Origin of the sequence: Agrobacterium sp. YIC 4121 (assembly GCF_002008205.1) — a bacterium.
Taxonomy (GTDB): Bacteria; Pseudomonadota; Alphaproteobacteria; order Rhizobiales; family Rhizobiaceae; genus Agrobacterium; species Agrobacterium leguminum.
In genome coordinates, this window is record NZ_MRDI01000023.1 from 101,843 (window position 1) to 124,419 (window position 22,577).

General features: G+C 60.3%; 20 protein-coding genes. 6 read left to right on the forward strand and 14 right to left on the reverse strand.

The features are described from left to right. The first annotated feature begins 126 nt into the window (after positions 1–126). Entirely contained in the window at positions 127–5,313 is a 5,187-nt protein-coding gene (locus BTE54_RS20045; protein WP_078053723.1) for an ice nucleation-like protein, read from the forward strand. A gap of 100 nt (positions 5,314–5,413) precedes the next feature. Here the strand turns inward: BTE54_RS20045 and BTE54_RS20050 are convergent, their stop codons facing one another. From BTE54_RS20050 to BTE54_RS20090, 9 genes are all read right to left on the reverse strand, one after another. Then, positions 5,414–6,841: an FAD/NAD(P)-binding protein gene (locus tag BTE54_RS20050; RefSeq protein ID WP_078053724.1), complete on the reverse strand. Its 1,428-nt coding sequence runs from the start codon at positions 6,839–6,841 to the stop codon at positions 5,414–5,416. A gap of 183 nt (positions 6,842–7,024) precedes the next feature. Continuing rightward, the gene (gene sfnG / locus BTE54_RS20055; RefSeq protein WP_078053725.1) at positions 7,025–8,128 is read right to left on the reverse strand and encodes a dimethylsulfone monooxygenase SfnG; all 1,104 of its coding nucleotides are present in this window, start codon (positions 8,126–8,128) and stop codon (positions 7,025–7,027) included. 18 nt (positions 8,129–8,146) lie between these two features. Next, positions 8,147–8,737 carry an FMN reductase gene (gene msuE, locus BTE54_RS20060; protein ID WP_078053726.1) on the reverse strand — a complete coding sequence of 197 codons (591 nt, stop codon included), beginning with the start codon at positions 8,735–8,737 and terminating at the stop codon, positions 8,147–8,149. 294 nt (positions 8,738–9,031) lie between these two features. Beyond that, positions 9,032–10,975 (reverse strand): methyl-accepting chemotaxis protein, encoded by a 1,944-nt coding sequence (locus BTE54_RS20065; RefSeq protein ID WP_065657464.1) that lies wholly within the window; start codon positions 10,973–10,975, stop codon positions 9,032–9,034. 89 nt (positions 10,976–11,064) lie between these two features. Then, entirely contained in the window at positions 11,065–11,499 is a 435-nt protein-coding gene (locus BTE54_RS25345) for a hypothetical protein (protein ID WP_223215608.1), read from the reverse strand. Positions 11,500–11,700: 201 nt separating this feature from the next. After that, complete coding sequence (locus tag BTE54_RS20075; RefSeq protein WP_003523941.1) at positions 11,701–12,477, reverse strand: ABC transporter permease; 777 nt, start codon at positions 12,475–12,477, stop codon at positions 11,701–11,703. Next, the gene (locus BTE54_RS20080; protein ID WP_003510194.1) at positions 12,464–13,231 is read right to left on the reverse strand and encodes an ABC transporter ATP-binding protein; all 768 of its coding nucleotides are present in this window, start codon (positions 13,229–13,231) and stop codon (positions 12,464–12,466) included. The genes BTE54_RS20075 and BTE54_RS20080 overlap by 14 nt, the downstream gene beginning before the upstream one ends. Before the next feature lie 63 nt (positions 13,232–13,294). Next, positions 13,295–14,296 carry an ABC transporter substrate-binding protein gene (locus tag BTE54_RS20085; RefSeq protein WP_003523942.1) on the reverse strand — a complete coding sequence of 334 codons (1,002 nt, stop codon included), beginning with the start codon at positions 14,294–14,296 and terminating at the stop codon, positions 13,295–13,297. A gap of 48 nt (positions 14,297–14,344) precedes the next feature. Continuing rightward, positions 14,345–15,427: a 4-oxalomesaconate tautomerase gene (locus BTE54_RS20090; protein WP_078053728.1), complete on the reverse strand. Its 1,083-nt coding sequence runs from the start codon at positions 15,425–15,427 to the stop codon at positions 14,345–14,347. 105 nt (positions 15,428–15,532) lie between these two features. On the opposite strand from BTE54_RS20090, the gene BTE54_RS20095 reads away from it, so the two are divergent. Beyond that, positions 15,533–16,429, forward strand: a complete 897-nt coding sequence (locus BTE54_RS20095) for a LysR family transcriptional regulator (protein WP_003510199.1) — start codon at positions 15,533–15,535, stop codon at positions 16,427–16,429. Between the two features lie 115 nt (positions 16,430–16,544). Here the strand turns inward: BTE54_RS20095 and BTE54_RS20100 are convergent, their stop codons facing one another. Further along, positions 16,545–17,090 carry a MarR family transcriptional regulator gene (locus BTE54_RS20100; RefSeq protein WP_078053729.1) on the reverse strand — a complete coding sequence of 182 codons (546 nt, stop codon included), beginning with the start codon at positions 17,088–17,090 and terminating at the stop codon, positions 16,545–16,547. 148 nt (positions 17,091–17,238) lie between these two features. Between BTE54_RS20100 and BTE54_RS20105 the strand changes: the two genes are divergently transcribed. Both BTE54_RS20105 and BTE54_RS20110 read left to right on the forward strand, forming a co-directional pair. Next, positions 17,239–17,574: a cupin domain-containing protein gene (locus BTE54_RS20105; RefSeq protein ID WP_078053730.1), complete on the forward strand. Its 336-nt coding sequence runs from the start codon at positions 17,239–17,241 to the stop codon at positions 17,572–17,574. 27 nt (positions 17,575–17,601) lie between these two features. Then, on the forward strand, positions 17,602–18,006 hold the full coding sequence (locus tag BTE54_RS20110) for a VOC family protein (protein WP_174037179.1): 405 nt from the start codon (positions 17,602–17,604) through the stop codon (positions 18,004–18,006). A gap of 85 nt (positions 18,007–18,091) precedes the next feature. Here the strand turns inward: BTE54_RS20110 and BTE54_RS20115 are convergent, their stop codons facing one another. Then, positions 18,092–18,934 carry a LysR family transcriptional regulator gene (locus BTE54_RS20115; protein WP_078053731.1) on the reverse strand — a complete coding sequence of 281 codons (843 nt, stop codon included), beginning with the start codon at positions 18,932–18,934 and terminating at the stop codon, positions 18,092–18,094. Between the two features lie 89 nt (positions 18,935–19,023). On the opposite strand from BTE54_RS20115, the gene BTE54_RS20120 reads away from it, so the two are divergent. Further along, positions 19,024–19,425 (forward strand): 4-oxalocrotonate tautomerase family protein, encoded by a 402-nt coding sequence (locus tag BTE54_RS20120; RefSeq protein WP_065657473.1) that lies wholly within the window; start codon positions 19,024–19,026, stop codon positions 19,423–19,425. 68 nt (positions 19,426–19,493) lie between these two features. On the opposite strand, the gene BTE54_RS20125 is transcribed toward BTE54_RS20120, so the two are convergent. Continuing rightward, entirely contained in the window at positions 19,494–20,267 is a 774-nt protein-coding gene (locus BTE54_RS20125; protein WP_065657474.1) for an SDR family oxidoreductase, read from the reverse strand. Positions 20,268–20,354: 87 nt separating this feature from the next. On the opposite strand from BTE54_RS20125, the gene BTE54_RS20130 reads away from it, so the two are divergent. Next, a complete protein-coding gene (locus BTE54_RS20130; RefSeq protein WP_078053732.1) occupies positions 20,355–20,984 on the forward strand; it encodes a TetR/AcrR family transcriptional regulator in 630 nt (209 codons plus the stop codon). Between the two features lie 139 nt (positions 20,985–21,123). Here BTE54_RS20130 and BTE54_RS20135 read toward each other — a convergent pair whose 3' ends face one another. Then, positions 21,124–21,801, reverse strand: coding sequence for a transporter substrate-binding domain-containing protein (locus BTE54_RS20135; protein ID WP_078053733.1), 678 nt, complete (start codon positions 21,799–21,801; stop codon positions 21,124–21,126). Between the two features lie 2 nt (positions 21,802–21,803). Continuing rightward, positions 21,804–22,574 (reverse strand): 4-hydroxy-2-oxoheptanedioate aldolase, encoded by a 771-nt coding sequence (gene hpaI / locus BTE54_RS20140; protein WP_078053734.1) that lies wholly within the window; start codon positions 22,572–22,574, stop codon positions 21,804–21,806. Positions 22,575–22,577 lie beyond the last annotated feature (3 nt).

The following is a 22,577-nucleotide window of genomic DNA, read 5'->3' on the forward strand; positions in this document are numbered from 1 at the left end:
AGGTTCAGGCAAGCCCGATTGCGTACTCAACATCTGAAAAATGGTGGACCTGCGTAACCGATGCCCCTCTGGTGGGCTCGGGCGGAAAATCCACCTGTTGGGCCTGGACTTTAGGATTTTTCAGACATGACGTCGATCATTTCTTCCCTGAACGTCAATCAGATCAGATATCTCTCGACAGAGGCGGTCGCGGCCTGGACAACCGAGGACGTCGCGTCGCTCTCTACAACGCAGATCAAGGCGCTCTCCTCGGATCAGATCGCGGCACTGGATGTGGAGGATGTGAAAGTCCTCAACTCACAACAGTTGAGCGCCATTTCGCAGGGCGCCATCGTTGGCCTGACACTGGATCAGCTCAACATTCTCGATCAATACGCCATCAAAAGCCTGAATTCGAGCCAGATTTCTGCGCTCACCACCACCCAGCTCCATGCCCTGACGACGGAACAGGCGGAGGCTTTGACCTCATCTCAGGTGCGCGCCCTCAATGCGACGCAAATTGCCGCCCTGAGCGCTGAAGATATAGCGACGTTCTCAACCGCCGATATCGCAGCGCTCACGAGCAAAGCCATGCCGGGCCTGAGCACGGAGGTGATCGCAGGGCTTACCCCCGAGCAGATCGCGGCCCTGAGCACGAGCGCCGTTGCGAGCCTGACGACCGACCAGATCGCGGTCCTGAGCCCGGAACAGGCCGAAGCCCTGTCGCCGGCGCAGGTCAAAGTGCTGAGCTCGATGCAACTCGCTGCCCTCGGCACAGACGACATAGCGACATTCTCGACCGCCGACATCGCCGCGATCACCGTCAAGGCCATGCCGGGCCTCAGCACCGAGGCAATCGCAGCGTTTAGCCCGGATCGGATCGCCGCCCTCAGCGCAAGCACGATTGCCGGCCTGACGATCGACCAGATCGAAACCCTGAGCACCGCCCAGATCGCCGCATTGACGACGGCCCAGATTGCCGCACTCAAGACGACGCACATCGCCGCCTTAAGCACCAGCCAGGTCGAAGCCCTGTCGCCGGAACAGGTGAGGTCGCTGAGCGCGGCGCAATTCGTGGCGCTGAGCGCGGAAGACATCGCGACATTCTCTACCGCCGATATAGCGGAGATCACCGGCAAAGCCATGCCCCGTCTGGGCACGGAGACGATCAGCACGCTGACCAAAGAGCAGATCGCCGCATTGACGACGGCCCAGATGAACGCCCTCGGTATAGCGCAGTTCCAGGCCTTGAGCGCGGCTCAGATCGAGGCCCTGTCAACCGCTCAGATTGCCGCCCTCAGCACCGGCGTGGTCGCAAACCTGATAGCCGACCAGATCGAAGCCTTCAGCACCCAGCAGGTCGAGGCCCTGTCCTCGGCACAGGTGAAGTTGCTGAGCTCGATCCAGCTTGCGGCCCTGAGCGCCGAGGACATAGCAACATTCTCGACCGCCGATATCGCGGCAATCACCGGCAAAGCCATGTCCGGCCTGAGCGCGGACGCAGTCGCGGCGCTGTCCACCGCCCAGATCGCCGCCCTGACCACCAGCGCCATTGCCGGCCTGACGGCCGATCAGATCGAAGTTCTGAGCACCGAGCAGGTCGAGGCGCTGTCTCCGACGCAGGTGAAGTCCCTGAGTTCAGCGCAGCTTGCAGCCCTGAGCATCGAGGATCTGGCGACATTCTCGACCGCCGATATCGCAGCGATCACGAATAAAGCCATGTCGGGCTTGAACACCGATGTTATCGCGGCCTTCACCACGGCTCAGATCGGCGCCCTCACCACCAGTGCCATCACCGGCCTCACCTCCGATCAGATCGAAGCCCTGAGCGGCAATCAGGTCAGCCTTCTATCCACCGCGCAGATCAAGGCGTTGAGCTCGGTTCAGGTCGCCGCCCTGGGCAACGATGTGGCCGCCCTGTCCACCAGCCAAACCGCCGTGTTGAGCACATCGGGCATCAAAGGTCTGACCAGCGATCAGGTTGCGGCCCTCAGCATCGATCAGTTCGCGGCCCTGACCACAGCCCAGATCGCGGCTTTCGGCTCGGGGCAGATTGCGGCATTGAGCACGGACAATATAGCATCGCTTTCCGTGGCCCAGCTTGCGGCAATGAGCACCTCCGGCATCCTCGGACTTTCGACCGGCCAGATCGCCGCCCTCAGCACCGATCAGGTTTCCACGCTGTCGACCAAGCAGATGGCGCGGTTGAGCGCGGCACAAATTGCCACCCTCGGCACAGACGACATCGCCGCTCTTTCAACGGCCCAGATCGCCTCCCTGAGCGCTGCGGGCGTTACGGGACTAAGCGCGCAACAGCTGGCGACCCTCACCACCAGCCAGGCCGAAGCCTTGACGAGCGCGCAGATCGTCAATCTCGGCTCCACACAGATTTCGCAGCTGGGGACGGGCGATCTGGCGAAATTCACGACCAAGGATATCGCCGCGATCACGTCCAGCGCAATCGCAGGACTGTCGGCAGAGACCCTCGCCTCCCTGACGACAGCCCAGATTGCCGCCCTGAATGTACAAAGCATCGGTGCGTTGAGCACCGCGCAGATCGCCGCCCTCAGCACCGCGCAGGTCGAGGCCTTGACCACCGCCCAGGTCGGCGCTCTCAGCTCGAAACAGATCGCCGCCTTGAGCGCGGATAACATTGCGACATTCTCGACCAAGGATATCGCCGCGATCAGTTCCAGTGCGATCTCCGGATTGTCGGCAGAGACCATCGCCTCCCTGACGACAGCCCAGATTGCCGCCCTGAACGTGCAAAGCATCGGTGCGTTGAACACCGCGCAGATCGCCGCCCTCAGCACCGCGCAGGTCGAGGCCTTGACCAGCGCTCAGGTAAGCGCTCTCAGCTCGACGCAGATAGCTGCCCTGAGCGCGGAGGATATGGCGACGTTCTCGACCAAGGACATTGCCGCCCTCAGTTCGAATGCAATCCCGGGCCTGTCCACCCAAACCATAGCGTCGCTGACGACAGCACAGATCGCAGCGCTGAGTACGGCTGGCATTGGCGGGTTGAGCACCGGACAGGTCGCAGCGCTTACTGGCGATCAGGTGGACGTCCTGACCAGTACCCAAATCGCGGCACTCACCTCCAAACAGGTTGCGGCCTTGAGCGTGGCTGACATCGCCTCGCTGTCAGCAGCCCAGATAGCCTCCCTCAGCACTGCGGGCATAACGGGCCTGACCACTGACCAGATCGCGGCCCTCGACACCGCGCAGGTCGAGGCTTTGACCGATACACAGGTCGGTGCTCTCAGCTCGAAACAGATTGCGGTCTTGGGCACGGACGACATGGCAACGTTCTCGACCAAGGACATTGCCGCGATCAGTTCAAGTGCCATCCCGGGCTTGTCGACGGAGACCATAGCGTGGCTGACCACGGCCCAGGTCGCAGCCTTGAGTGCGGCTGGCGTTGGAGGGTTGAACACCGGGCAGGTCGCAGTCCTGACGAGCGATCAAGTCGACGCCCTGATCAGTATCCAGGTCGGCGCCCTCACCTCCAGACAGGTTGCCGCCCTCAGCGTGGCCAGCATCGCTTCGCTTTCAGCAACCCAGATAGCCGCTCTCAGCACGGCGGGCATAGCGGGCTTGACCACCGATCAGATCGCCGCTCTCAACACCGCTCAGGTCGAGGCCCTCACCAGTGCTCAGATCGGCGTCCTCAGCGCAAAACAAATAGCGGCCCTCAGCGCCGGTGGCCTTGATACATTCACCGCCGCCGAGCTGGCTATCATCAGCTCGAGTGCGATCTCGGGCCTGTCGACAGCGGCAATCGCTTCGCTGACGACGGCGCAGATCGCAGCCCTCGGCGCGGCGGCAGTACCCGGCCTGACGACCGCCCAGATCGCGGCCCTCGGCACCGGTCAGGTGGATGCCCTCACCAGCGCCCAGATCGCCGCCCTCACCTCCAGGCAGGTTGCGGCTCTAAGCGTCGCCAGTGTCGCCTCGCTCTCGGCAGCCCAGATAGCCGCCCTCAGCACGGCGGGCACGGCGGGCCTGACCACCGATCAGATCACGGCCCTCGACACCCTTCAGGTCGAGGCCCTGACCAGTGGTCAGATCGGCACTCTGAGTTCGAAACAGATCGCGGCCCTCAGCGCCGGCGATCTCGACACATTCACTGCCGCCGAGCTGGCCGCCATCAGTTCGAATGCGGTCTCGGGCCTGTCGACAGCCACGATCGCCTCGTTGACGACCGCTCAGATCGCCGCACTCGGCGCGGCGGCAATACCGGGCCTGACCACGGATCAGATCGCGGCTCTCGGCACCGGTCAGGTGAGCGCGCTGACCAATGCCCAGATCGGCGCCCTCACCTCCAAACAGGTTGCGGCCCTGAATACGGCCGACATCGCCTCCCTTTCCGTCAGCCAGATAGCGGCTCTGGACGCCAAGGCGATTGCAGGCCTTGGCAGCGTGCAGACCGGCGCGTTGAGCATTGAACAGGTCCAGACATTATCCACCCGGCAGATAGCATCGCTGAATTCGGACGCGCTCAAGGGCCTGTCCGCGGAGATGCTGGAAACCTTCTCGACGGAGGAACTCGCGGCTATCGGCTCAAGCGCGATAAAGGGACTGTCCACGGACTTTATCGCCGCTCTTTCCACTGCCGAGGTTGCGGCCCTGAGCACGGCTGGTGTCGCCGGATTGACCAGCGATCAGATCAATGCCCTCGGCAAGGACCAGATCGAAGCTCTCTCCACCAGCCAGATCGCCGCATTGAGTTCGGCCGGACTTGCGGGATTGACGGCGGATGATCTGGATACATTCTCGACCGGCGAACTTGCCGCCATCAGTTCGACGGCGATAAAGGGACTGTCCGCCACCGTCGTGGCCTCCCTGTCTTCTCAGGAGATCGCCGCTTTGACGACGGGCCAGGTGGCTGCGCTGAGCTACGGTCAGGTCGCGGCGATGGGGTCTGCGCAAATCGGAGCGCTGTCACTGTCACAGGTCAGCGTCCTCAACGCGCTGCAGGCAGCCGCGCTTGGCGGCGACGACCTGACGGCATTTTCCGCCGAACAGATCATCAGCCTGAGTTCGAGCGCGATCTCGGGATTGGGCACGGGTACGCTCGCTGCCCTGACGGCATCCCAGGCGGCAGCCTTCACGCCAGGCCAGGTCGCCGCCATGACATCGGCGCAGGTTACGGCCTTGAACAGCGCCAAGACCACCAACAGCTCTGTCCAGGATATCGCCTCCCTGATCTCAACCACCAACGAGACGACTTCGACCCAGGGCAGCGCGACCAGCACATCAGTGGCGGCTTCGAGTGAAACGCAGGAGACGTCTGACGTCGCTGCAACCATTTTGTCTTATCTGGACGTCTGATTTTAGCCTGCGAACAGGGAAATAACCGGGCCGGGATAACTGCCATCGCCTGATGGCAGCCGCCATCTCGCCGGCTCACCAACCCCGCGTCAGGTTGCGATCAGACCGGGGCCGGGCTGCTCGCCGCTGGCGCAAGGTTCCGTGCGATCTCTCCGGCAACGAAGATCGCGTGCTCGGTAACCTGGGGCAGGCCCATCAGTTCACCGAAGGTTCCGCGCGCCAGCGGACCGCCGATCAGCAGCGTTTCAATGGCCTGGCCGCGGCTGTCGATGGCGCGGGATCGCTCGTCGCAGCGGATGCCCAGCCCCGTCGGGCAAAAGGTCAGAAGACCCGCCTGCTCCAGACCGGAAAGAAAAGCCTGCGATTTCAGAATTCCACCATGGGCGGGACCGGTTGTCACGACAATCGCATCGACGTCGAGCCGCGCGATTTCCCTTTTACCGCGAAACCGCAGATCGACATGCAACGAACCGTCTTCGCCAGCCTTTGCGGACACAAGCGACCCGGCGACGATCTGTAGCTGGCCCGAAATTATGGCCGCATCCAGAAGTTTCTCCACCTGCGGCGCGATCCTGAACCGGTGCGCGTCCCAGAAGGGCCGCAGCCACCGCACCACCCTGCGCTTTTCGATCAGCGGAAGGTTCCGCCATATGTCGCGTCCCTGCAGGCGAACGGCGTCCAGAACGCCATGCCAGCTCGCACCGCCCGCTTGCGACACTCGCACAGCCTCTCGAATCCGCCGCAATAGTTCCGACGCGCTTTTGGACGGCGGATCGACGAAATCGCCGTAGGGTTCCTGCGGCAAGGCCGGATGGCCACGCGACCGCAAACCGCGGCGCGACAGCGAAACGACCCGCGCGTGATGGCCGCGCCGGTGGAGCGCGGCAAAGGCATCAGCCGCGGTCAAGCCATTGCCGACGATCAGAATGCGGTCACCCGCGGCGATATTTTCCAGCGCGGCGTCCGCATTCAAGTCCGCCACCAGTTTCGGATGGCCGGCAAGCGGTTTCAACACCTGCGGAAGCGCCGGCGGCGGATGGCTCGTCGCAACCACCACGATGTCCGCGAAGTGGTTGTCGCCCTCTGCGGTTTGCAGCTCCCAGCCATCCGCATGGCGAGCCACATGCTTCACCGTGCTGCGCCTGTGCTCAACAATGCCCGCATCCAGCAAAGGCGCGATCTCGGCCGCGACATAGGCGCCGAAGACCCTGCGTTGCGGATAGGCCTGCCCATCGGGCAAAACCGCTGCTGCATCGCCCGCAAGCGCGTTCGACCTGTCGAGATAGTGGAGGAAATTATCCGGATCATCAGGATAAAGCGTCATGCGCCCGGCCGGCACGTTGATCCGGTTGGCCGGCTCCGGCGTGGAATAGGCAAGCCCCGCACCCAATGCCGCTCTCGGCTCGAACACGACGATCCGCACATTTTCGAACGCCCCAGCGGCTCGGTGGAGATGAAGGGCAATCGCTGCCCCGCTAAATCCACCGCCTATGATGGCGACAATGGCATTCTTCCGGCTCACTGACATTTCAACTCACGCGATCTCGGCGGCACGCCCCGAATAACGTCCAATTTTAGCAGCCGGGATGAAAAATTCACAGCGATGCGCGTCAGGCCGCGCAGGTTCGAACGCATGCGTCCCGTCCGGTTCGGCTGCGGCACTTTCGGCGGATGAGCGGCAAAGGCCGCCGCTCCACCTTTTCTGCCTGCGTTATTCGGCTGCAATCGCCGCGCTTTCTTCGGCCTCTTCGAGTGCGCGCACCAGCGGAATGACGTGCTTGCCGAAATACTCGACCTCCTCCTGGAAATGCAGGAAACCGAGCAGGATGAGATCGGCGCCGGCGCGCTTCAGGCGCACGATGCGTTCCGCCACCTGTTGGGGAGTGCCGATGAGGTTTGAGCGGAAACCGTCATTGTACTGAACGAGATCCTCGAAGCTGGATTTCGCCCAGTTGCCCTCTCCCTCCGGGGAGGCCTTACCGGCATTCTTCACCTCATGGCCAAAAGCGTTGACCGCTTCCGGATTGGCCTTCTCGATGATTTCGGCAAGCACGGCCTTTGCCTCTTCTTCCGTCTCACGCACAATGGCGAAGGCATTTACGCCGACCTTGACCGAATGATTGTTGTCAGCCGCCTTGGCACGGATGTCATCGACCTGCCTTGCGATCTCTTCCGGGGTGTTACCGTTGGTGAAGTACCAGTCGGAAACGCGGGCCGCCATATCGCGGGCTGCGCGCGAAGAACCGCCCTGAAAGATTTCAGGCTGCGGATCGATCGGCTTCGGCTTCAGGGAATAATTGTTGAAGCGATAGAAATCGCCGCGGAAGGTGAAGCTGTCTTCCGTCCAGATGCCGCGCAATGCACGGATGAACTCCTCCGAGCGGCGATAGCGCTCGTCGTGGTCGAGCCACGGTTCGCCAATGGCATGGAACTCGCCGCGAAACCAGCCGCTGACAATGTTGACCGCAACGCGGCCATTGGTGAGGTGGTTAATCGTGGCGATCTGTTTTGCAGCGAGCGCCGGGTTCCACGGCCCCGGCAGAATGGCGGCAATGACCTTCAGCGTCTTTGTCGACTCCAGCAGGGAATGGCTAAAAGACACGGATTCATGCTGGAAATCAGCGCCGTAACCGGCCGTGAATCGAATCTGGCTCAGCGCATAATCAAAACCGCTCGCTTCCGCGATCTGCGCGAGCTTGCGGTTATAGTCGATGGTCCAGCTGGTGCGTTGCTCGATATTCGAGATGACAAGGCCACCGGAAACATTCGGAACCCAATAGGCGAATTTAACGGGCTCGGCTGTGCGTGCGGTCATGATAAATTCCTCTCAATCTCAGTTGGCAGCCGCTTCGCGTGAAACGACGGAAAGGGTCGGATGGTGATCGCCGCCGCCAAGCGCTTTGGCGGGTAAAAGCTCGAACAGATCGGCGACGGCGCGCTCAATGCGCGCTTCGACAGCCGGGTTTGAAAGCGTGTGTCCGGTAAAATCCACCTCGACGGCATAAACCGTCGTCGGCACGGTAACAGCGCCGAAGAAGCCGAACAGCGGACGGAACTGGTGTTCCAGCATCAGGCCATGCAGCGGCGAGCCGCCGGTCGCGGCAAGGACCACGCGTCGACCCTGCAGGGCACGGAAATCGACGAGATCGAATAAGTGCTTGAGCGCGCCCGTATAGGACGCGCGATAGACCGGCGAACCGACGACGAGCACATCGGCAGCCTCCACGGCATTGACAATCGCACGCCCGGCCTCGTCGAGCTCATCTGCGCGCAATGCCCGAAATAGAACCGGGGCGGCATCGGCAAGATCGATGAGGTCGGTTTCAACCTTCGCCGTCCGCCCGATCGCGGCAACAATTCGTTCAACGACATGCGCCGTGCGGGACGGCCGCTTCACACTACCGGAAATGCCAAGGATCTTCATATCCGTTCGCCCTTCTTTTGTGTGTATTTTCTATGTTTTTAATAGGCTATCAAAGGCGCTCATTCCAAAAGCCGCATATTTTGAGAAATGCTTTCGCGTATTTGGGCCGAAGCACGACTGGTTCACACAGGGCAAGGCGGTCGCTGCAAGCGCCGGAGCGGAAAGCCGCTCATGCCATCAACGGGCGGATATTTCCCAAAAGCAGGACACCGGGGATCTCCGATCCCCGGTGCCGATATTTAGAGCGATGCTCTCAGCGCCTCAATTGAAGGCGACATTAAGGCAGGGCAAGGATCAAAACTCTTCCCAGTTGTCGGGGGCAGTATTCAACGCGGCATTGCCTGAAAACGCGGCCCTTATCCTGCCGCCAAGCGCACGCGCGGGAGAGGCTGCGGGCCTGTCAGCGACCGATGCCGTGCGCACGGGCGCGGAGGCCTCGCCATAACCGCCTTCGGACAGTTTGAACTGCGCGATCAGCCCGTTCAGCGAAGAGGCCTCGCGTGCAAGCCCGTGGCTGGCGGCGGTGCTTTCTTCCACCATGGCGGCGTTCTTCTGGGTGTCCTGATCCATCTGGTTCACGGCCGTATTGATCTGCTGAAGGCCGGAGGATTGCTCCTGTGCTGATTCCGCGATGGCGGCAACGTGCCGGTTGATTTCCTGCACCTCCGTCACGATCAGTTCCAGCGCCTTGCCGGTTTCACCAACCAGCTGCACGCCCTGCTGAACCTGACCGTTGGAAGTCGTGATCAGGTTCTTGATCTCCTTGGCCGCACCGGCAGAGCGTTGCGCCAGTTCGCGAACTTCCTGCGCGACAACGGCAAAGCCCTTGCCCGCCTCACCCGCACGGGCAGCTTCCACGCCGGCATTCAGCGCCAGAAGGTTTGTCTGGAACGCGATCTCGTCGATCACGCCGATGATGTTGGAAATCTCATTGGCGGATGTCGCGATCTGCTCCATTGCAGCGACGGCCTGCTGCACCACCTCTCCGGATTTTTCAGCGCCGACTTTTGCACGGCCGACGAGGTGACCCGCTTCCTGCGCCCGTTTCGTGGCGTCCTTCACCGTCGTGGTGATCTCTTCCAGCGCAGCCGCGGTCTCTTCAACGGCGGCAGCCTGCTGCTCCGTGCGCCTCGCCAGGTCGTCCGCCGCAGACCTTATCTCGTTGGCGCCGGCGTCGATGCCGCGCGCGTTCTGCGCCACCTGGCTCAAGGTCGACTGCAACTGTTCCGCAGCCCGGTTGAAATCGCCGCGGATACCGTCAAGACCGGAGACGAACGGCTGAACGATCCGGTAAGTAACGTCGCCCTGGGCGATCTTCGAAAGGGCCGTGGCAAGATTGTCGACGGCAAACTGCACGTCGGCAGCTTCCCTGGCCTTCTGTTTCTCGCGCTCGATCCGGTCCTTTTCAGAAGTCGACCGGTTGGCCTCCGTTTCATTCTCAAGCCGGAGGCGTTCGATTGCGCTTTCGCGAAACGCCTGAACCGCAGCGGCCATCTGGCCGACTTCATCCCTGCGATCCATTCCGGAAATTTCGCTTGCCGTATCACCGGCCGCGAGCGATTCCATACGCGCACGAAGCCGCGCAATCGGGGTGGTGATGCCCCGGGAGGAAATGAGCAAGCCAAGTGCGATCACGGCCAGCGAAACGAGCGCGAGCGTAATCAGGCCCGTCCAGATCGTCGTATTGGTGCTGGCTGTAAGGCGTTCTCTCCCCTCATTCATCACCTGGATGAGCTGCTCATTGCCGGCGCTGATCTTTGGCGAGACTTCGGCAATTTTCCGAAGCACGTTGAGCGCCATCTGCTGCGCTTCGGCGCGTTGCCCTGCCTGCATGAGGGCGATGACCTGATTGCCGGTCTCCTCGACTTCGACGACACCCTTGAGAATATCGCGGGCGGCATCCGTGCGCGCCGGCACCAGTTCCATGATCTTGTTCTGGCGTTCCTCGAGCTGCTTACGGTCGGCTCTGAAGGTTTTGACGGCAGCTTCGAAATCAGCGCTGGCCGGGTCGTTAAGGCTGGCGCGAAGCATCTGCATGCCAAGTGCATTGAGGTTCCCGCTGGTTCTGGCGTTCAGAACCGCAGCAAGGGCCTCATGGCCGATGAAATCGCTATAGACGCTGTCGGTGCCTTTATATTGCAGGCTGACGTAGCTTATTCCGGAAAGCGACATCAGGCTCATCAACGAGATGACAAAAACGACCTTCGTTTTTATCTTGGTATTGTTCAGGAAAGACATGAATGGCCTCAAGGCAAGCACTCCTCCAGCCGCCCTCTCAGGAGGCCGGGGAATAATAATGAAACATCGCGGGTAGCTGTTGCCCCTCCTTATAGGGCGACAAGCGGATGCCTTTTTCGAGCCGCCGCCGGGCGGGTCGTCATGGGTCCGCTTGTTCTACCGGCTCCGCCGATGAAACCTTGGAACCTGCGTATTTTAGATTTCACAAAATCACTAAATGAAGTGTTACCCGGGATAGGCAAGTGCTGACAATTCGCCACGCCGCAGACCGGTTCGAGCTCGTCGGCAAGGGCGGGAACCTTCTCGGCCTCCAGCAATATTCCATCCGAAACCGGTGGAGGCGCTACTGCCGCATAGGCTCGCAAGTCCATCAGCCCGTAAAAGACCCATGACAGCGCCGGCAAGGCAAGAAGCACCAGCAACACAAGCAAAAGAGGCGACAGGATATCCACGCCGCCTTCCATCGACGCCTGCCCGCCGGGCCTTGTCGAACAGGGCTGGAAGCGAACGGTGCGCATCGACATCGATGGAGCCGGCGAATTCCAGGCAGCCCGGGTCCGAGGGTATGACGGTGGTGTCGAAATCAGCGTAGTAGATGTCCAGCATGTGCAATTTGTCCAGCGGATGGAAGTATTTGGACGTCCCCATTTCGCTTGCAAGGCTCAGCTATTTAAAAAGGGGCGATCACGGACCGCCCCAACGGAAATGATCTTATTTCAGTCCGCTTATGCGGGACGCTCCTCGCCTGCATTGGGTCGCCAGGTAATCAACCTCTTCTCCGCAAAATCCAGAATGAGGTCAATAACAAGAACGAACACCGCCAGGATGATGATGCCTGCGAAGACGCCGACCGCATCGAAGTTGCCTTCCGAGCGGGCGATCAGGTAGCCGAGACCGGCGGAAGCTCCCAGATATTCACCGATGATTGCGCCGACCACTGCAAATCCGACGGAGGTGCGCAGCGACGACAGAATCCAGCTCGCCGCCGCCGGGAAATAGACATGACGCAGCAGATCCGAACGCTTGGCGCCCAGAATGCGGGTATTGGAAAGCACGACCGGGTTCACTTCGCGCACGCCCTGCATGGCGTTGAAGAAGGTGACGAAGAAGACGAGCGTAACCGCAAGCGCAACCTTGGACCACAGGCCAAGACCGAGCCAGAGCACGAAGATCGGAGCCAGAACGACACGCGGAATGGCGTTCACGGCCTTGATGAAAGGATCGAGCACCCGCGCGACGAAGGGGCTGAGGCCCAGCCAGACGCCGGCGCCGACACCGAGACCTGTACCGATGAGATAGCCCAGCACGGTTTCGCTCAGCGTGATGCCGACATGTTTGTAAAAACCGGCATCGGCAACCCAGTCAATCACCTGTTTGACGATGTCATAGGGTGCCGGAAAGAAGAAGCGGTCGATGGCGCCCGAGGTCACACCGAGCTGCCACCCGCCCAAAAGCACGACCAGAAGAGCGATCTGGATGATACGAACATTAACGGCTTGCATAGCTTTTCTCCACTTCGCCACGCAGGGACGCCCATATATCGCGATAGAGCGTCATGAATTTTGGATCGAGTTTGATTTCCGCGACGTTGCGGGGCCGCTCAAGATCGACAGGGAAGCTCTCGATGACGCGGCTCTTCGGGCCGGCAGCGAGAACGACAACCCGGTCTCCGAGCGCAATCGCTTCTTCCAGATCATGGGTGATCATGACCACCGCACGGCGGTCCTCCTGCCACAGGCGCAGTAACTCGTTCTGCATGAGGTGGCGGGTGTGGATATCCAATGCGGAGAAGGGTTCATCCATCAGGATGACCTTCGGCTCGGTGATGAGCGCCTGCGCCATCTGCACGCGTTTGCGCTGTCCGCCGGAGAGCTGATGCGGAAAGCGGTCTCCGAAGCCCTTGAGGCCGACCTTTTCAAGCCAGGCCTGAACCTTGGCGCGCCGCTCATTTTCGGGAACGCCCCGGAACATCAAGCCAAGCTCGACATTCTGAAACGCGGTCTTCCAGGGAAGAAGCGCGTCCTGCTGGAACAGATATCCGATGTTGTTCTGTACGCCCTTAACGAGCGAACCGTCGATGGAAACCTTGCCCTGCGCTGGCTTCAATAGGCCTGCGATGGCGTTGAGAATGGTGGACTTTCCGCATCCCGTCGGCCCAACGATGGAGAGAAACTCGCCATCGCCGACCTTGAGATTGACGTTTTGAACCGCAACAAACGAACCGAACGCCATGGTCACGTCGTCGATTGCCACCATCGGCTGGGGTTCGAGTTGCGTCACGGGTTCTAGCTTTCTGGCTGGCAAAGACATGGCGGCCTCTCAGTTTGCGGCCTTCGAGGCCGCAGCCTCGACGAACTTGTTGGTGTAGGTGGTGTTGAGATCGATCGTCGCCTTGGCGACCGCATCATTGAAGCTTTTCAGAACGGCCAGCGGTGTTTCGAGATCCGCAGGCTCAAACTTGCCATCTTCGGAGAAGATCGCCTTGGCCGCTTCAACGGCCTTGATGTAGGTCTGCTTGTCGCCGGACACGAAATCATCGGGCAGCTTTGCGACGATTTCCTCCGCAGAATGCTGCTTCATCCAGTGCAGCGCCCGCACCGTCGCATTGGTGACCTTCTGGATCACTTCCGGATTGGCGTTGATATAGTCCTGCGTGGCGTAAAGGACCGAGGTGGGATAGATGCCACCATAGACATCCCTTGCGCCCTGATCGCTACGGGCATCGATGAGGATCTTGCCCAGCCCGCGCTCCACGACGATGGTTGCGGCAGGGTCGTAATTGACGAGCAGATCGATCTTGCCCTGCTGCAGGGCTGCAACGGCCGCAGCGCCCGAACCGACGCCGATGATGGAGATGTCGTTGTCGCTGAGATTATGCTGCTTCATGTAATAGCGAATGAAGAAGTCCGAAGAGGAGCCGGGCGACGTGATGCCGACCTTCTTGCCCTTGATCGTCTCGGGCTTGGCCGGATCGAAATCCGTGTCGTTCTTGCCGGCGAGAACCAAGCCCGAGTTGCGGGCAAGCTGCACAAAGCCTACCACGTGCTTGTTCTGCGACTGCATCTGGATCGTATGATCGTAGAAGCCCACGGCAACGTCCGTGGAACCCGCGACAAGCGCCTGCAGAACCTTCGATCCGCCCTGGGCAAAGTTCTCGGTCGTTACATCAAGGCCCTCCTCCTTGTAGAAACCAAGGCTCGCCGCCACGGGGAAAGGCAGGTTGTTGAGGTTGTACGAGCCAACGCTCATCCTGACGGATTCGGCATTGGCAGATGCCGCCAGCGCACAGAGCGCCGCGGTTGCAAGCAGATATTTACGCATAAGGGTCTCCTCCCGGTTTGACGATATTTTGCGCCACTATGGCCGCGTCTAGGCTGCGTCTTCAATCGCAGCGGTTGGTTTCGCGAAGGCAAAGCCTTCAAAAAGCCTGCGCGCCGTTCTTACGAGTCCGGCCGTTATTGCACCGTTTTGCATCTCCAGCTGCACGTCGAGGCGGCCGTCGGGATGTTCGATACGGATCTGGATCGGCACCGAAAGGCCTCCGGCCGCATCATAAGCGATGGAGCCTTTGGTGACAGCCGCGGTTGCGATGCCAACGGCACCGGTCGTCGCCAATGCAGGATGACACTCGTTGGGCATGAAATACCGTACCGAAAGAGTGCCGCCTCTGCGGGCAGGTGCAATGAGCACCGGTTTCGGAATGACCATGTCTTTCACATCACCCATTCCCATCAACTTTCCGGCCTCGATGCGGATGCGGGTCATCCGTGCGATGAGATCCTTGTTAGCGCTCAGGGTTTGCGGATCCTCGTACCCCGTCACGCCGAGATCGGCTGCGCGGATGAGAACCATCGGAATGGCGCAGTCTATGGCAGTCACGTTGACGCCATCGATCAGATCGACCGGCTTTCCGGTCGGCAGAAGCTTGCCGGTTTTCGCACCTGCCGCATCCATGAATGTCAATGCGATGGGCGCCGCCAGACCCGGAACTCCGTCGATCGAGGCGTCGCCGAGATAAATAACCTCGCGGCCGCGTGTCGGAACCTTCGCCTCGATCAGCTTGCCGGTATTCACGTTATGGATTCGCACAAGAGTATCCTTGCCCTGCGCTTCGACAAGCCCCGCTTCGATGGCAAAGGGCCCGACGGCGGCCAGCATGTTTCCGCAGTTTGGCGAATAGTCGACATACTGCCTGTCGGTCCGAACCTGCGCAAACAGATAGTCGATGTCAGCGCCCCTGACCGTGGAAGGGCCGATAATCGCAACTTTGGACGTGACCGGATTGCCCCCGCCAATGCCGTCGATCTGCAACGGATGGCCAGACCCCATGATGGAAAGAAGGGCCGCGTCCCGGTCTGCCCGATCACGGGGAAGATCGGATGCGAGAAAGAACGGTCCACGCGACGTTCCACCGCGCATCAGCACACAGGGTATCTTCAGCAGATCGTTCATGGGTTGCCTCAATATTGCATTTGTCGGATCAATGCGCCGTGTTGTTGCAATATGAGCAAAAGAGTCTAATCTGTTAAATGCAATGTTTTGGAGATTTATTGCGTTATGAGCATCAATTGTGAAATTCTGGATTTGCGGGCGTTTCAAGCGGTGGTTGAACTGGCCAGTTTCCACAGGGCCGCCGAGGCGCTGCATATCTCGCAACCGGCGCTTACCCGCCGTATCCAGAAGCTGGAGCAGGCCATCGGCGCACCACTTCTGGAAAGAACGACGCGCCACGTTGCCCCCACCGCCATGGGACAGGAAGTCATGCCGCTCGTTCGGCGCATGCTCGAGGAATTTGACGGATCGCTTTTTGCCATGAAGGACGGCGCGCAACGGCGCGGGCTTATCACCATGGCCTGCGTTCCCACCGCCGCCTTTTACTTTCTTCCGACCGTCATCAAGACCTTCAGCCAGCAGTATCCCCATATAAGGCTGCGGATCAGGGATCTGACAGCCAACGAGGGTCTGCAGGCGGTCGCCAGAGGCGAGGTGGAATTCGGCATCAACCTGATGGGCAATTCCGATCCCGAGCTTTCATTCGAGCCCCTCATCGATGACCCCTTCGTGCTGGCGATGAGGAAAGACCACCCTCTGGCAGCCTTCGAAACGATTGAGTGGGACCAGCTGGAGGCCTATCCGCTGGTCGTCGTGGACCGTTCGAGCGGCAACAGGACGCTTCTCGACAGTGCGCTTGCGCGACACAATCTAAAATTGAACTGGTTTTATGAGGTGACGCATCTCAACACGTCGCTCGGTCTCGTCGAAGCCGGACTTGGCATTTCCGTCCTGCCGCGGCTGGCAACGCCGCAGGACGATCACCCATTCCTTATCACCCGGCCAATCGTCAACCCCGTGGTCTCCCGCACGATAGGCATCGTGCAAAGGCGCAGCAGCGCTCTTTCCCCAGCCGCCGAAAAATTTGTGCGGATGCTGCTCGAGACCTGGAAAACACAGTGATCGCTTGAGAAAGATGCTTCTAGGGCATGGCGCGGCCAGTGGTGGCGCGAACCGCAGGTGCCGGCAAACAGCCTTTGATTTGCAGACCGCTCGAATAAAAGAACTGCGTCAGAAGCTAAAGACGGGCCTCGATATCCAGCACCAGCTTTTTCAGCAGCGCCGCGAGGTTGTCGCGCTCGTCCGGAGTGAGCCCTTGCAGGAAACTCAGTTCGCTTTTCATGTCCTTACGAAACGCCTTTTCCGCCAGCTCTATGCCCGCCGGCATGAGGCAGACAACGACACTGCGCCCATCGAGCTTCGATTTTCTGCGCTCGATAAGCCCGGCCTTTTCCAGTCGATCAAGCCGGTGCGTCAGGCCGCCTGAGGACAGCATCAGCGTCGTATACATTTCCGTCGGCGTCAGCTGGTAGGGCGGTCCTGACCGGCGCAATGTTGCGATGACATCGAACTCGCCGCGGTCGAGACCGAAACCGGCAAATGTCTCCTCGATTGATGGCGCCAGAAGGTTGCTGAGCCGCTTGGCGCGCCCGAAGATGGCCATCGGTTCCGTGTCGATATCAGGCAGTTCCCGCGCCCACTGGCCACGGAGACGGTCGACATGATCTTCCCTGTCAGCTTCCATCGTCCGATCCATCGTTGTCTCCGGCATCGCCTGCTTCATCTCATCACCCCATCGCCACGTCGAAAACCATATACGGCTTTGCCTGCTTCGTGAATATATCTTTGCGAGAAGATAGATATCTTGACAGGAAGATAAATTGCACATATATCTTCTCGCGAAGGTAGTTTTGTCTCAGGGAGGAGACCAGATGTTTTCCATCCGCCGTCATCAGGAACCGAACCCCGGCCAGAGCCGGACGGTGCGTTATGAAGGATGCGAATACGGAAGCGCCGTATCCATCTTTCTCGTCAATGCCGATCCGGGTCGCGGCCCTGATCTGCATGTTCATCCCTATGCCGAAACCTGGGTGGTGCGCAAAGGCGAGGCCGAGTTCACAATCGGCGATCAGCGGGCGCGCGGCTCGTCGGGAGACATCGTCGTTGGGCCTGCCAATATCCCCCATCGCTTCGAAAATATCGGCACTGACCGGCTGGAGATCATCTGCATCCATCCGAGCGAGACCTTTCAGCAGGCTTTTCTGTAACCCCGTTCCAACATGAGGAGAAAGACAATGGCCAAAATGATTTTCCTGAACCTGCCGGTGAAAGACCTGACCGTTTCGACCGCCTTCTATGAGGCAATCGGCTGCGTGAAGAACGAAGAGTTTTCCAACGAAGACGCAAGCTCGATGGTGTGGTCGGAGACCATCACCTTCCAGCTTCTGCGGCACGATTATTACAAGACCTTCACCGCCAAACCGCTCGCCGATGCCCATACAACAAGCGGCATGCTGATCGCTCTTTCGCGCGACAGCCGCGAAGAGGTCGACGCCATGGTTGACGCCGCGGCAAAAGCGGGCGGGCAAGCGGATGTCCGCGAACCCCAGGATCTGGGTTTCATGTATCTCCGCACCTTCGCCGATCCCGATGGCCACGAATTTGAACCCGCTTACATGGATTTAAGCAATGCGGGCTGACGTCATCATTCACGCACGTGGCGAGGCGAACTTGTTGACGAGCTGGAGCGGAAATGCCCAAAAGCGGCGGGAACCGCTCCTCAGCCTAGTCGCCGGTGCCCGATACCGCTGCGGCCAGGGCTCTGATCGCCGATGCATGTGCGGGCGTTCTTGCGCGGGAAAGAAGAACGATATCGGAAGGCGGCAACGAAGGCAGCCCAAGTTCCACACCCCTGTCGGGCAGGCCACGGGCACTAATATCGCCCATCGGCGCGACACCCGCACCTGCAAGAATTCCTTCATGGAGCACCGAACAGCTTCCGGCGGTGAAAGCATCGCGCCACTCGACGCCGGCTCTTCTAAGCTCCGACACCGCAATTTCCCGCACACCGCACCCGGACCCCAGCGACACCAGCGGAATGGCACCGTTGGAGCGTGGCCGCCAGCCCGGGGCGGCCCGCCATCCCAGCCTGTCGGTACGCAGGATTTCGCCGTCCGAGCCACCGCCGTTACGCCGGATAATGGCCGCGTCAGCCTGTCCGGACGCGAAACTTTCCTTCACTTGAAGGGAAAAGCCAATATTCACGTCAATCACCGCATTGGCGGGGAGTGCCGCCCGCATCGCCCGTATGGCCGTCGAAAGGCGGCCCCCGATCGCGTGGTCACTGGCGGCCAGGCTAAAGTGCAGCGGCGATTCATGACCGAAGGTCAGTGCTTCCTCGTGTTTGGCGAGCAGCTCGCGAGCCTTCGGCAGGAACACCTGGCCATCCTCCGTGAGCCGCAGATGCCGTGGCGAACGATCGATCAGCCGCCGGCCGACACGCTGCTCCAGCATCTTCAATTTTTGGCTGACGACCGGTTGCACGGTTCCTGCCGCCTCCGCCGCCTTTGTCAGGCTGCCGAGCTCTACGGAGAAAATGAACAGGCGAACGCTTTCGAGATCAATCATATAAAATCGCTATGTATGGAATATTCAATACCATATTCTCATTATGAATAAATTTGCGCAAGGTGTCTCGGCAACAAGGAGACAAGACCATGCCCATGATCAAAGCGCGCTACACCAAACCCCGGAACGGACGCGACCCAAAGCTGGAAGTCGCGGCTCTTCTTTCTCGCCTCACGGCGGAAATCCTGCACAAGGACCCGGCTGTCACCGCGGTTCTCGTCGAGAGCGCCGATCCCGATGACTGGATCATCGCCGGATCGAGCGTCGCCGACCAGAAGGTCGGAAGCTTCTATGTCGAGGTTTCGATTACGGAACACACCAACATAAAGGACGAGACGACCGAATGGGTCCGGCGGGTCTATAGCGAGATGAACGCCCTGCTGGGCCCCGTGCACGAGGCGAGTTATGTGCTGGTTCACGCCGTCGATGGCGATGCCTATGGTTATGGCGGGCAAACCCAGAATCTGCGGTGGGCAGGCAAGCGCGGCTAGTATCTATCGGCAGGCGTCAGGCGAAACCGCCCGACGCCGCTCGCCCAGGGATATTTGCTATGCCTGGATCAAATCCGCGCACCGCCTGTCGCATCAATCATCTGTCCAGTCGTCCAGCGGGCATCGTTCGAGGCAAGGAATGTGATGACGTCCGCAATATCGTCGGCGCGTCCGACGCGCGAGAAGACAGAGAGGGCTTCAGCACCGGCACGGGCCTCCGGCGCTGCCAGCCATTCGGCGTTCATGTCGGTTTCAGTGACACCCGGCAGCACCGAATTGACCGTAATTCCGCGTCGGCCGAATTCCGGGGCGAGCGCCAGCGTCAATGTCTCAAGCGCACCCTTGGACGCCGCATAGGCGGGGTGCGTCGGCGCCGCGATGCGCGTGAAACCGGTCGAGACATTGATGATGCGGCCATTGTCGCGGAGATGATCGGCAACGGCTTGAATGAGAAAGAATGGCGCCTTGAAGTTGATCGTCATCAACGCGTCGAACGCGGCTTCCGTTGTTTCTTTCAACGATGTCGCCGGGGCAATGCCCGCATTATTGACGAGAATATCAAGCGATGGCGAGCCGGTGAAAGCGACCGCGGCTTCCCTGAACTGCTCCCACAAGCTGTCCGTCGCCGCTTTCCCGGCCCGCAGATCGGCATTGAGAGCGACCGCCTTCGAACCGAGAGCCTCGATCTCGCGGATCGTTGCCTGCGCCGCATCGGGGTTCGCACCATAATGGACGCCGATAAGACCGGCGCCCTCTTTCGCAAACGCCAGGGCCGCCGCACGGCCGATACCGCGGGAACTGCCCGTTATGAGGGCGACTTTGTTCGATAGTTTCTGAGACATGGATCACTCCGTTGCGATTTAACTAGCGATCGTTATAATAAAATCCGACCATGATCTGTCAATATTTTTATAGTGATCGATACAAAAATGTCTGAAACGACGCGAAAACAACGCGGTAGACCGCGCCTGCTTGATCGGAATGCCGGGCTCGATGTCGCAGCCCGGCTGTTCTGGGAACACGGCTATGAGGGAACCTCGATAGCGGACCTCACCCAGGCGATGGGCATCACCCCGCCGTCCCTCTACGCGACCTTCGGTTCAAAAGAAGAATTATTCCGGCTGGCGCTCGATCATAGCATTGCGCAGCAAAGCGAACGCCGCGCCGAGGTGCTGCAGGCGCAAATACCCGCCTACGAGGCGCTCGCCTCTTACCTTTACGATATTGCTGAAGGACATACCCAGCCCGACAAACCGCGCGGATGCATCGTTTCCACCGCCGTTCTCCAGCATTCAGAAGCAAACGCCTCTGTCGCCCGCACAACGGCAGGACTGCGCGAGGCGGCAATACAGATTCTCAAGACGCGGTTCGACCGCGCCGTCAGCGAGGGCGAACTACCCACGCAAACCGACACGGATACGCTCGCCCGCTTTTACGGCGCCATCATTCAGGGCATGTCTGCGCAGGCTTGCGACGGCGCATGTACGGCCAGGTTAAAGGCTTTGGTCGACGTCGCGCTGACAGCCTGGCCCGGAAAGCGTGGGGCCGCCGGCCCTTAAGGTTAAATCGGAAGCTCTTGAACAGGGCCGTCCGAGGACCGCCTGCCCCGCAAGCTTCAAGGAACGAAGGGCCGGGCGAGTAAAACTCCTGACCTGAGCTGGCGACCGCCAACTGCCGTCACAATCTGTCTCATGGTGGTTATGGGACGAAAGAATTCTTGATGTACGTGCCCACAAAATCCGACACGAACGGTGCTGCTTTCGTCCCTTTCCGGATAGCAACAGTTTGCGGAATCTCAAGAAACGTGTCCTCTAATGTGCGCAATCGCTCACCTTGCACTGCAGCGTCCTGGAGGAAATCTCTTAATCCCGCAGCCGCATCGCATCCTCCAGCCTTCAGCATTTCAATCGCAGCGGTTGGGCTTTCAGTATAAACGATTGCGGCATGCCTAAGCAGCCTTTCAAGCTGCTTGGTATACGCCGCCTCCCCTGCCGCCGAGATTCGGCAGCCGGGAACGTCGACTTCAGCGACCGAGTAAATATGAGAATCTCGTAGGACAAGATAGGTTGCGGCGACGAACGCGTACGGCGGCGAGAAATCAAAGCGGTCTGCGCGCGATGGATCAGCCGCAATGAATGCTATATCCCAGTCATTCCGTTCGTATGCCGCCATGATCGCCGCGGCAGACGGGTATGCTTTGACCAAAAGCTGGCAGCCGATTTCGGCCGCCAACGATTTCGCAAGATCGACGCTTGGTCCTGTCAGTTCGCCGGTTCGCTCCTCGAAACGAACCAGAGCGGCATTTGCGATGTTCACAGCCGCGCGTATCGACCCCGTCGGGGCGATCTCGCCGATATCGAAGGCGAGAGCGGGCATATTTACGTTGTCCCCACAAACCGGCCCGCCAGCTTCTCCGCACCGCGAGCAAGGAGGGCGACGTCGACCCCGACTGCGGTGAACAGCGTTCCCAACTCAATGCAGCGGGCTGCAAAGGTCTCATCAGGCGTGAGAATACCGGCCGGGACCCCGAGGCGCTTCAGCTTGGCGATCGTCGCTTCGATCGCAGCGACCACTTCCGGGTGACCGGGTTGGCCCGGGTACCCAAAGCTCGCCGCGAGATCGGCCGGGCCGATGAACACGCCATCGACGCCGTCAACCGAGGCTATGGCCTCGACGTGCGCCAAGGCTTCCCGTGTTTCAACCTGCACAAGAACACACAGCTCCTGGACGGCATTCTGCGCGTAGTTCTTGACCCGCCCAAAACGCGTTGCTCGCGTTAGAGCCGAGACGCCGCGAATACCCGCAGGCGGATAGCGCGTGCTATCCACGGCGGCTCTAGCTTCCTCCGCGTTCTGAATATAAGGGATCAGGAGCGTCTGGACGCCGATATCGAGGAAGCGCTTGATCAGCACCGGATAGTTGACCGCGGGCCGCACCACCGGCGACACCTGATAGGGTGCCACCGCCTGCAACTGGGGAAGCACCGTCAGTACGTCGCTGGGGGAGTGCTCGGTATCGAAGAGGAGCCAGTCGAAGCCGGCCGGTGCGACGATCTCTGCCGCGTAGCTTCCTGGGAGCCCGCACCACAGTCCGATTTGACTTTTGCCTGCGCGCAGCTTCGCCTTGAACTGATTGACAGGAAGTTCCATTTT

What these genes read in the sequence shown, in the direction of transcription:
- BTE54_RS20115 (WP_078053731.1), bottom strand. Translation starts at nt 18,934, where the DNA reads ATGATTGATCTCGAAAGCGTTCGCCTGTTCATTTTCTCCGTAGAGCTC.
- BTE54_RS20050 (WP_078053724.1), bottom strand. Translation starts at nt 6,841, where the DNA reads ATGTCAGTGAGCCGGAAGAATGCCATTGTCGCCATCATAGGCGGTGGA.
- msuE (WP_078053726.1), bottom strand. Translation starts at nt 8,737, where the DNA reads ATGAAGATCCTTGGCATTTCCGGTAGTGTGAAGCGGCCGTCCCGCACG.
- BTE54_RS20065 (WP_065657464.1), bottom strand. Translation starts at nt 10,975, where the DNA reads ATGTCTTTCCTGAACAATACCAAGATAAAAACGAAGGTCGTTTTTGTC.
- BTE54_RS20120 (WP_065657473.1), top strand. Translation starts at nt 19,024, where the DNA reads ATGCCCATGATCAAAGCGCGCTACACCAAACCCCGGAACGGACGCGAC.
- BTE54_RS25345 (WP_223215608.1), bottom strand. Translation starts at nt 11,499, where the DNA reads ATGTCGATGCGCACCGTTCGCTTCCAGCCCTGTTCGACAAGGCCCGGC.
- BTE54_RS20105 (WP_078053730.1), top strand. Translation starts at nt 17,239, where the DNA reads ATGTTTTCCATCCGCCGTCATCAGGAACCGAACCCCGGCCAGAGCCGG.
- BTE54_RS20130 (WP_078053732.1), top strand. Translation starts at nt 20,355, where the DNA reads ATGTCTGAAACGACGCGAAAACAACGCGGTAGACCGCGCCTGCTTGAT.
- BTE54_RS20080 (WP_003510194.1), bottom strand. Translation starts at nt 13,231, where the DNA reads ATGGTGGCAATCGACGACGTGACCATGGCGTTCGGTTCGTTTGTTGCG.
- BTE54_RS20075 (WP_003523941.1), bottom strand. Translation starts at nt 12,477, where the DNA reads ATGCAAGCCGTTAATGTTCGTATCATCCAGATCGCTCTTCTGGTCGTG.
- BTE54_RS20095 (WP_003510199.1), top strand. Translation starts at nt 15,533, where the DNA reads ATGAGCATCAATTGTGAAATTCTGGATTTGCGGGCGTTTCAAGCGGTG.
- BTE54_RS20090 (WP_078053728.1), bottom strand. Translation starts at nt 15,427, where the DNA reads ATGAACGATCTGCTGAAGATACCCTGTGTGCTGATGCGCGGTGGAACG.
- hpaI (WP_078053734.1), bottom strand. Translation starts at nt 22,574, where the DNA reads ATGGAACTTCCTGTCAATCAGTTCAAGGCGAAGCTGCGCGCAGGCAAA.
- BTE54_RS20085 (WP_003523942.1), bottom strand. Translation starts at nt 14,296, where the DNA reads ATGCGTAAATATCTGCTTGCAACCGCGGCGCTCTGTGCGCTGGCGGCA.
- BTE54_RS20135 (WP_078053733.1), bottom strand. Translation starts at nt 21,801, where the DNA reads ATGCCCGCTCTCGCCTTCGATATCGGCGAGATCGCCCCGACGGGGTCG.
- BTE54_RS20125 (WP_065657474.1), bottom strand. Translation starts at nt 20,267, where the DNA reads ATGTCTCAGAAACTATCGAACAAAGTCGCCCTCATAACGGGCAGTTCC.
- sfnG (WP_078053725.1), bottom strand. Translation starts at nt 8,128, where the DNA reads ATGACCGCACGCACAGCCGAGCCCGTTAAATTCGCCTATTGGGTTCCG.
- BTE54_RS20110 (WP_174037179.1), top strand. Translation starts at nt 17,602, where the DNA reads ATGGCCAAAATGATTTTCCTGAACCTGCCGGTGAAAGACCTGACCGTT.
- BTE54_RS20100 (WP_078053729.1), bottom strand. Translation starts at nt 17,090, where the DNA reads ATGAAGCAGGCGATGCCGGAGACAACGATGGATCGGACGATGGAAGCT.
- BTE54_RS20045 (WP_078053723.1), top strand. Translation starts at nt 127, where the DNA reads ATGACGTCGATCATTTCTTCCCTGAACGTCAATCAGATCAGATATCTC.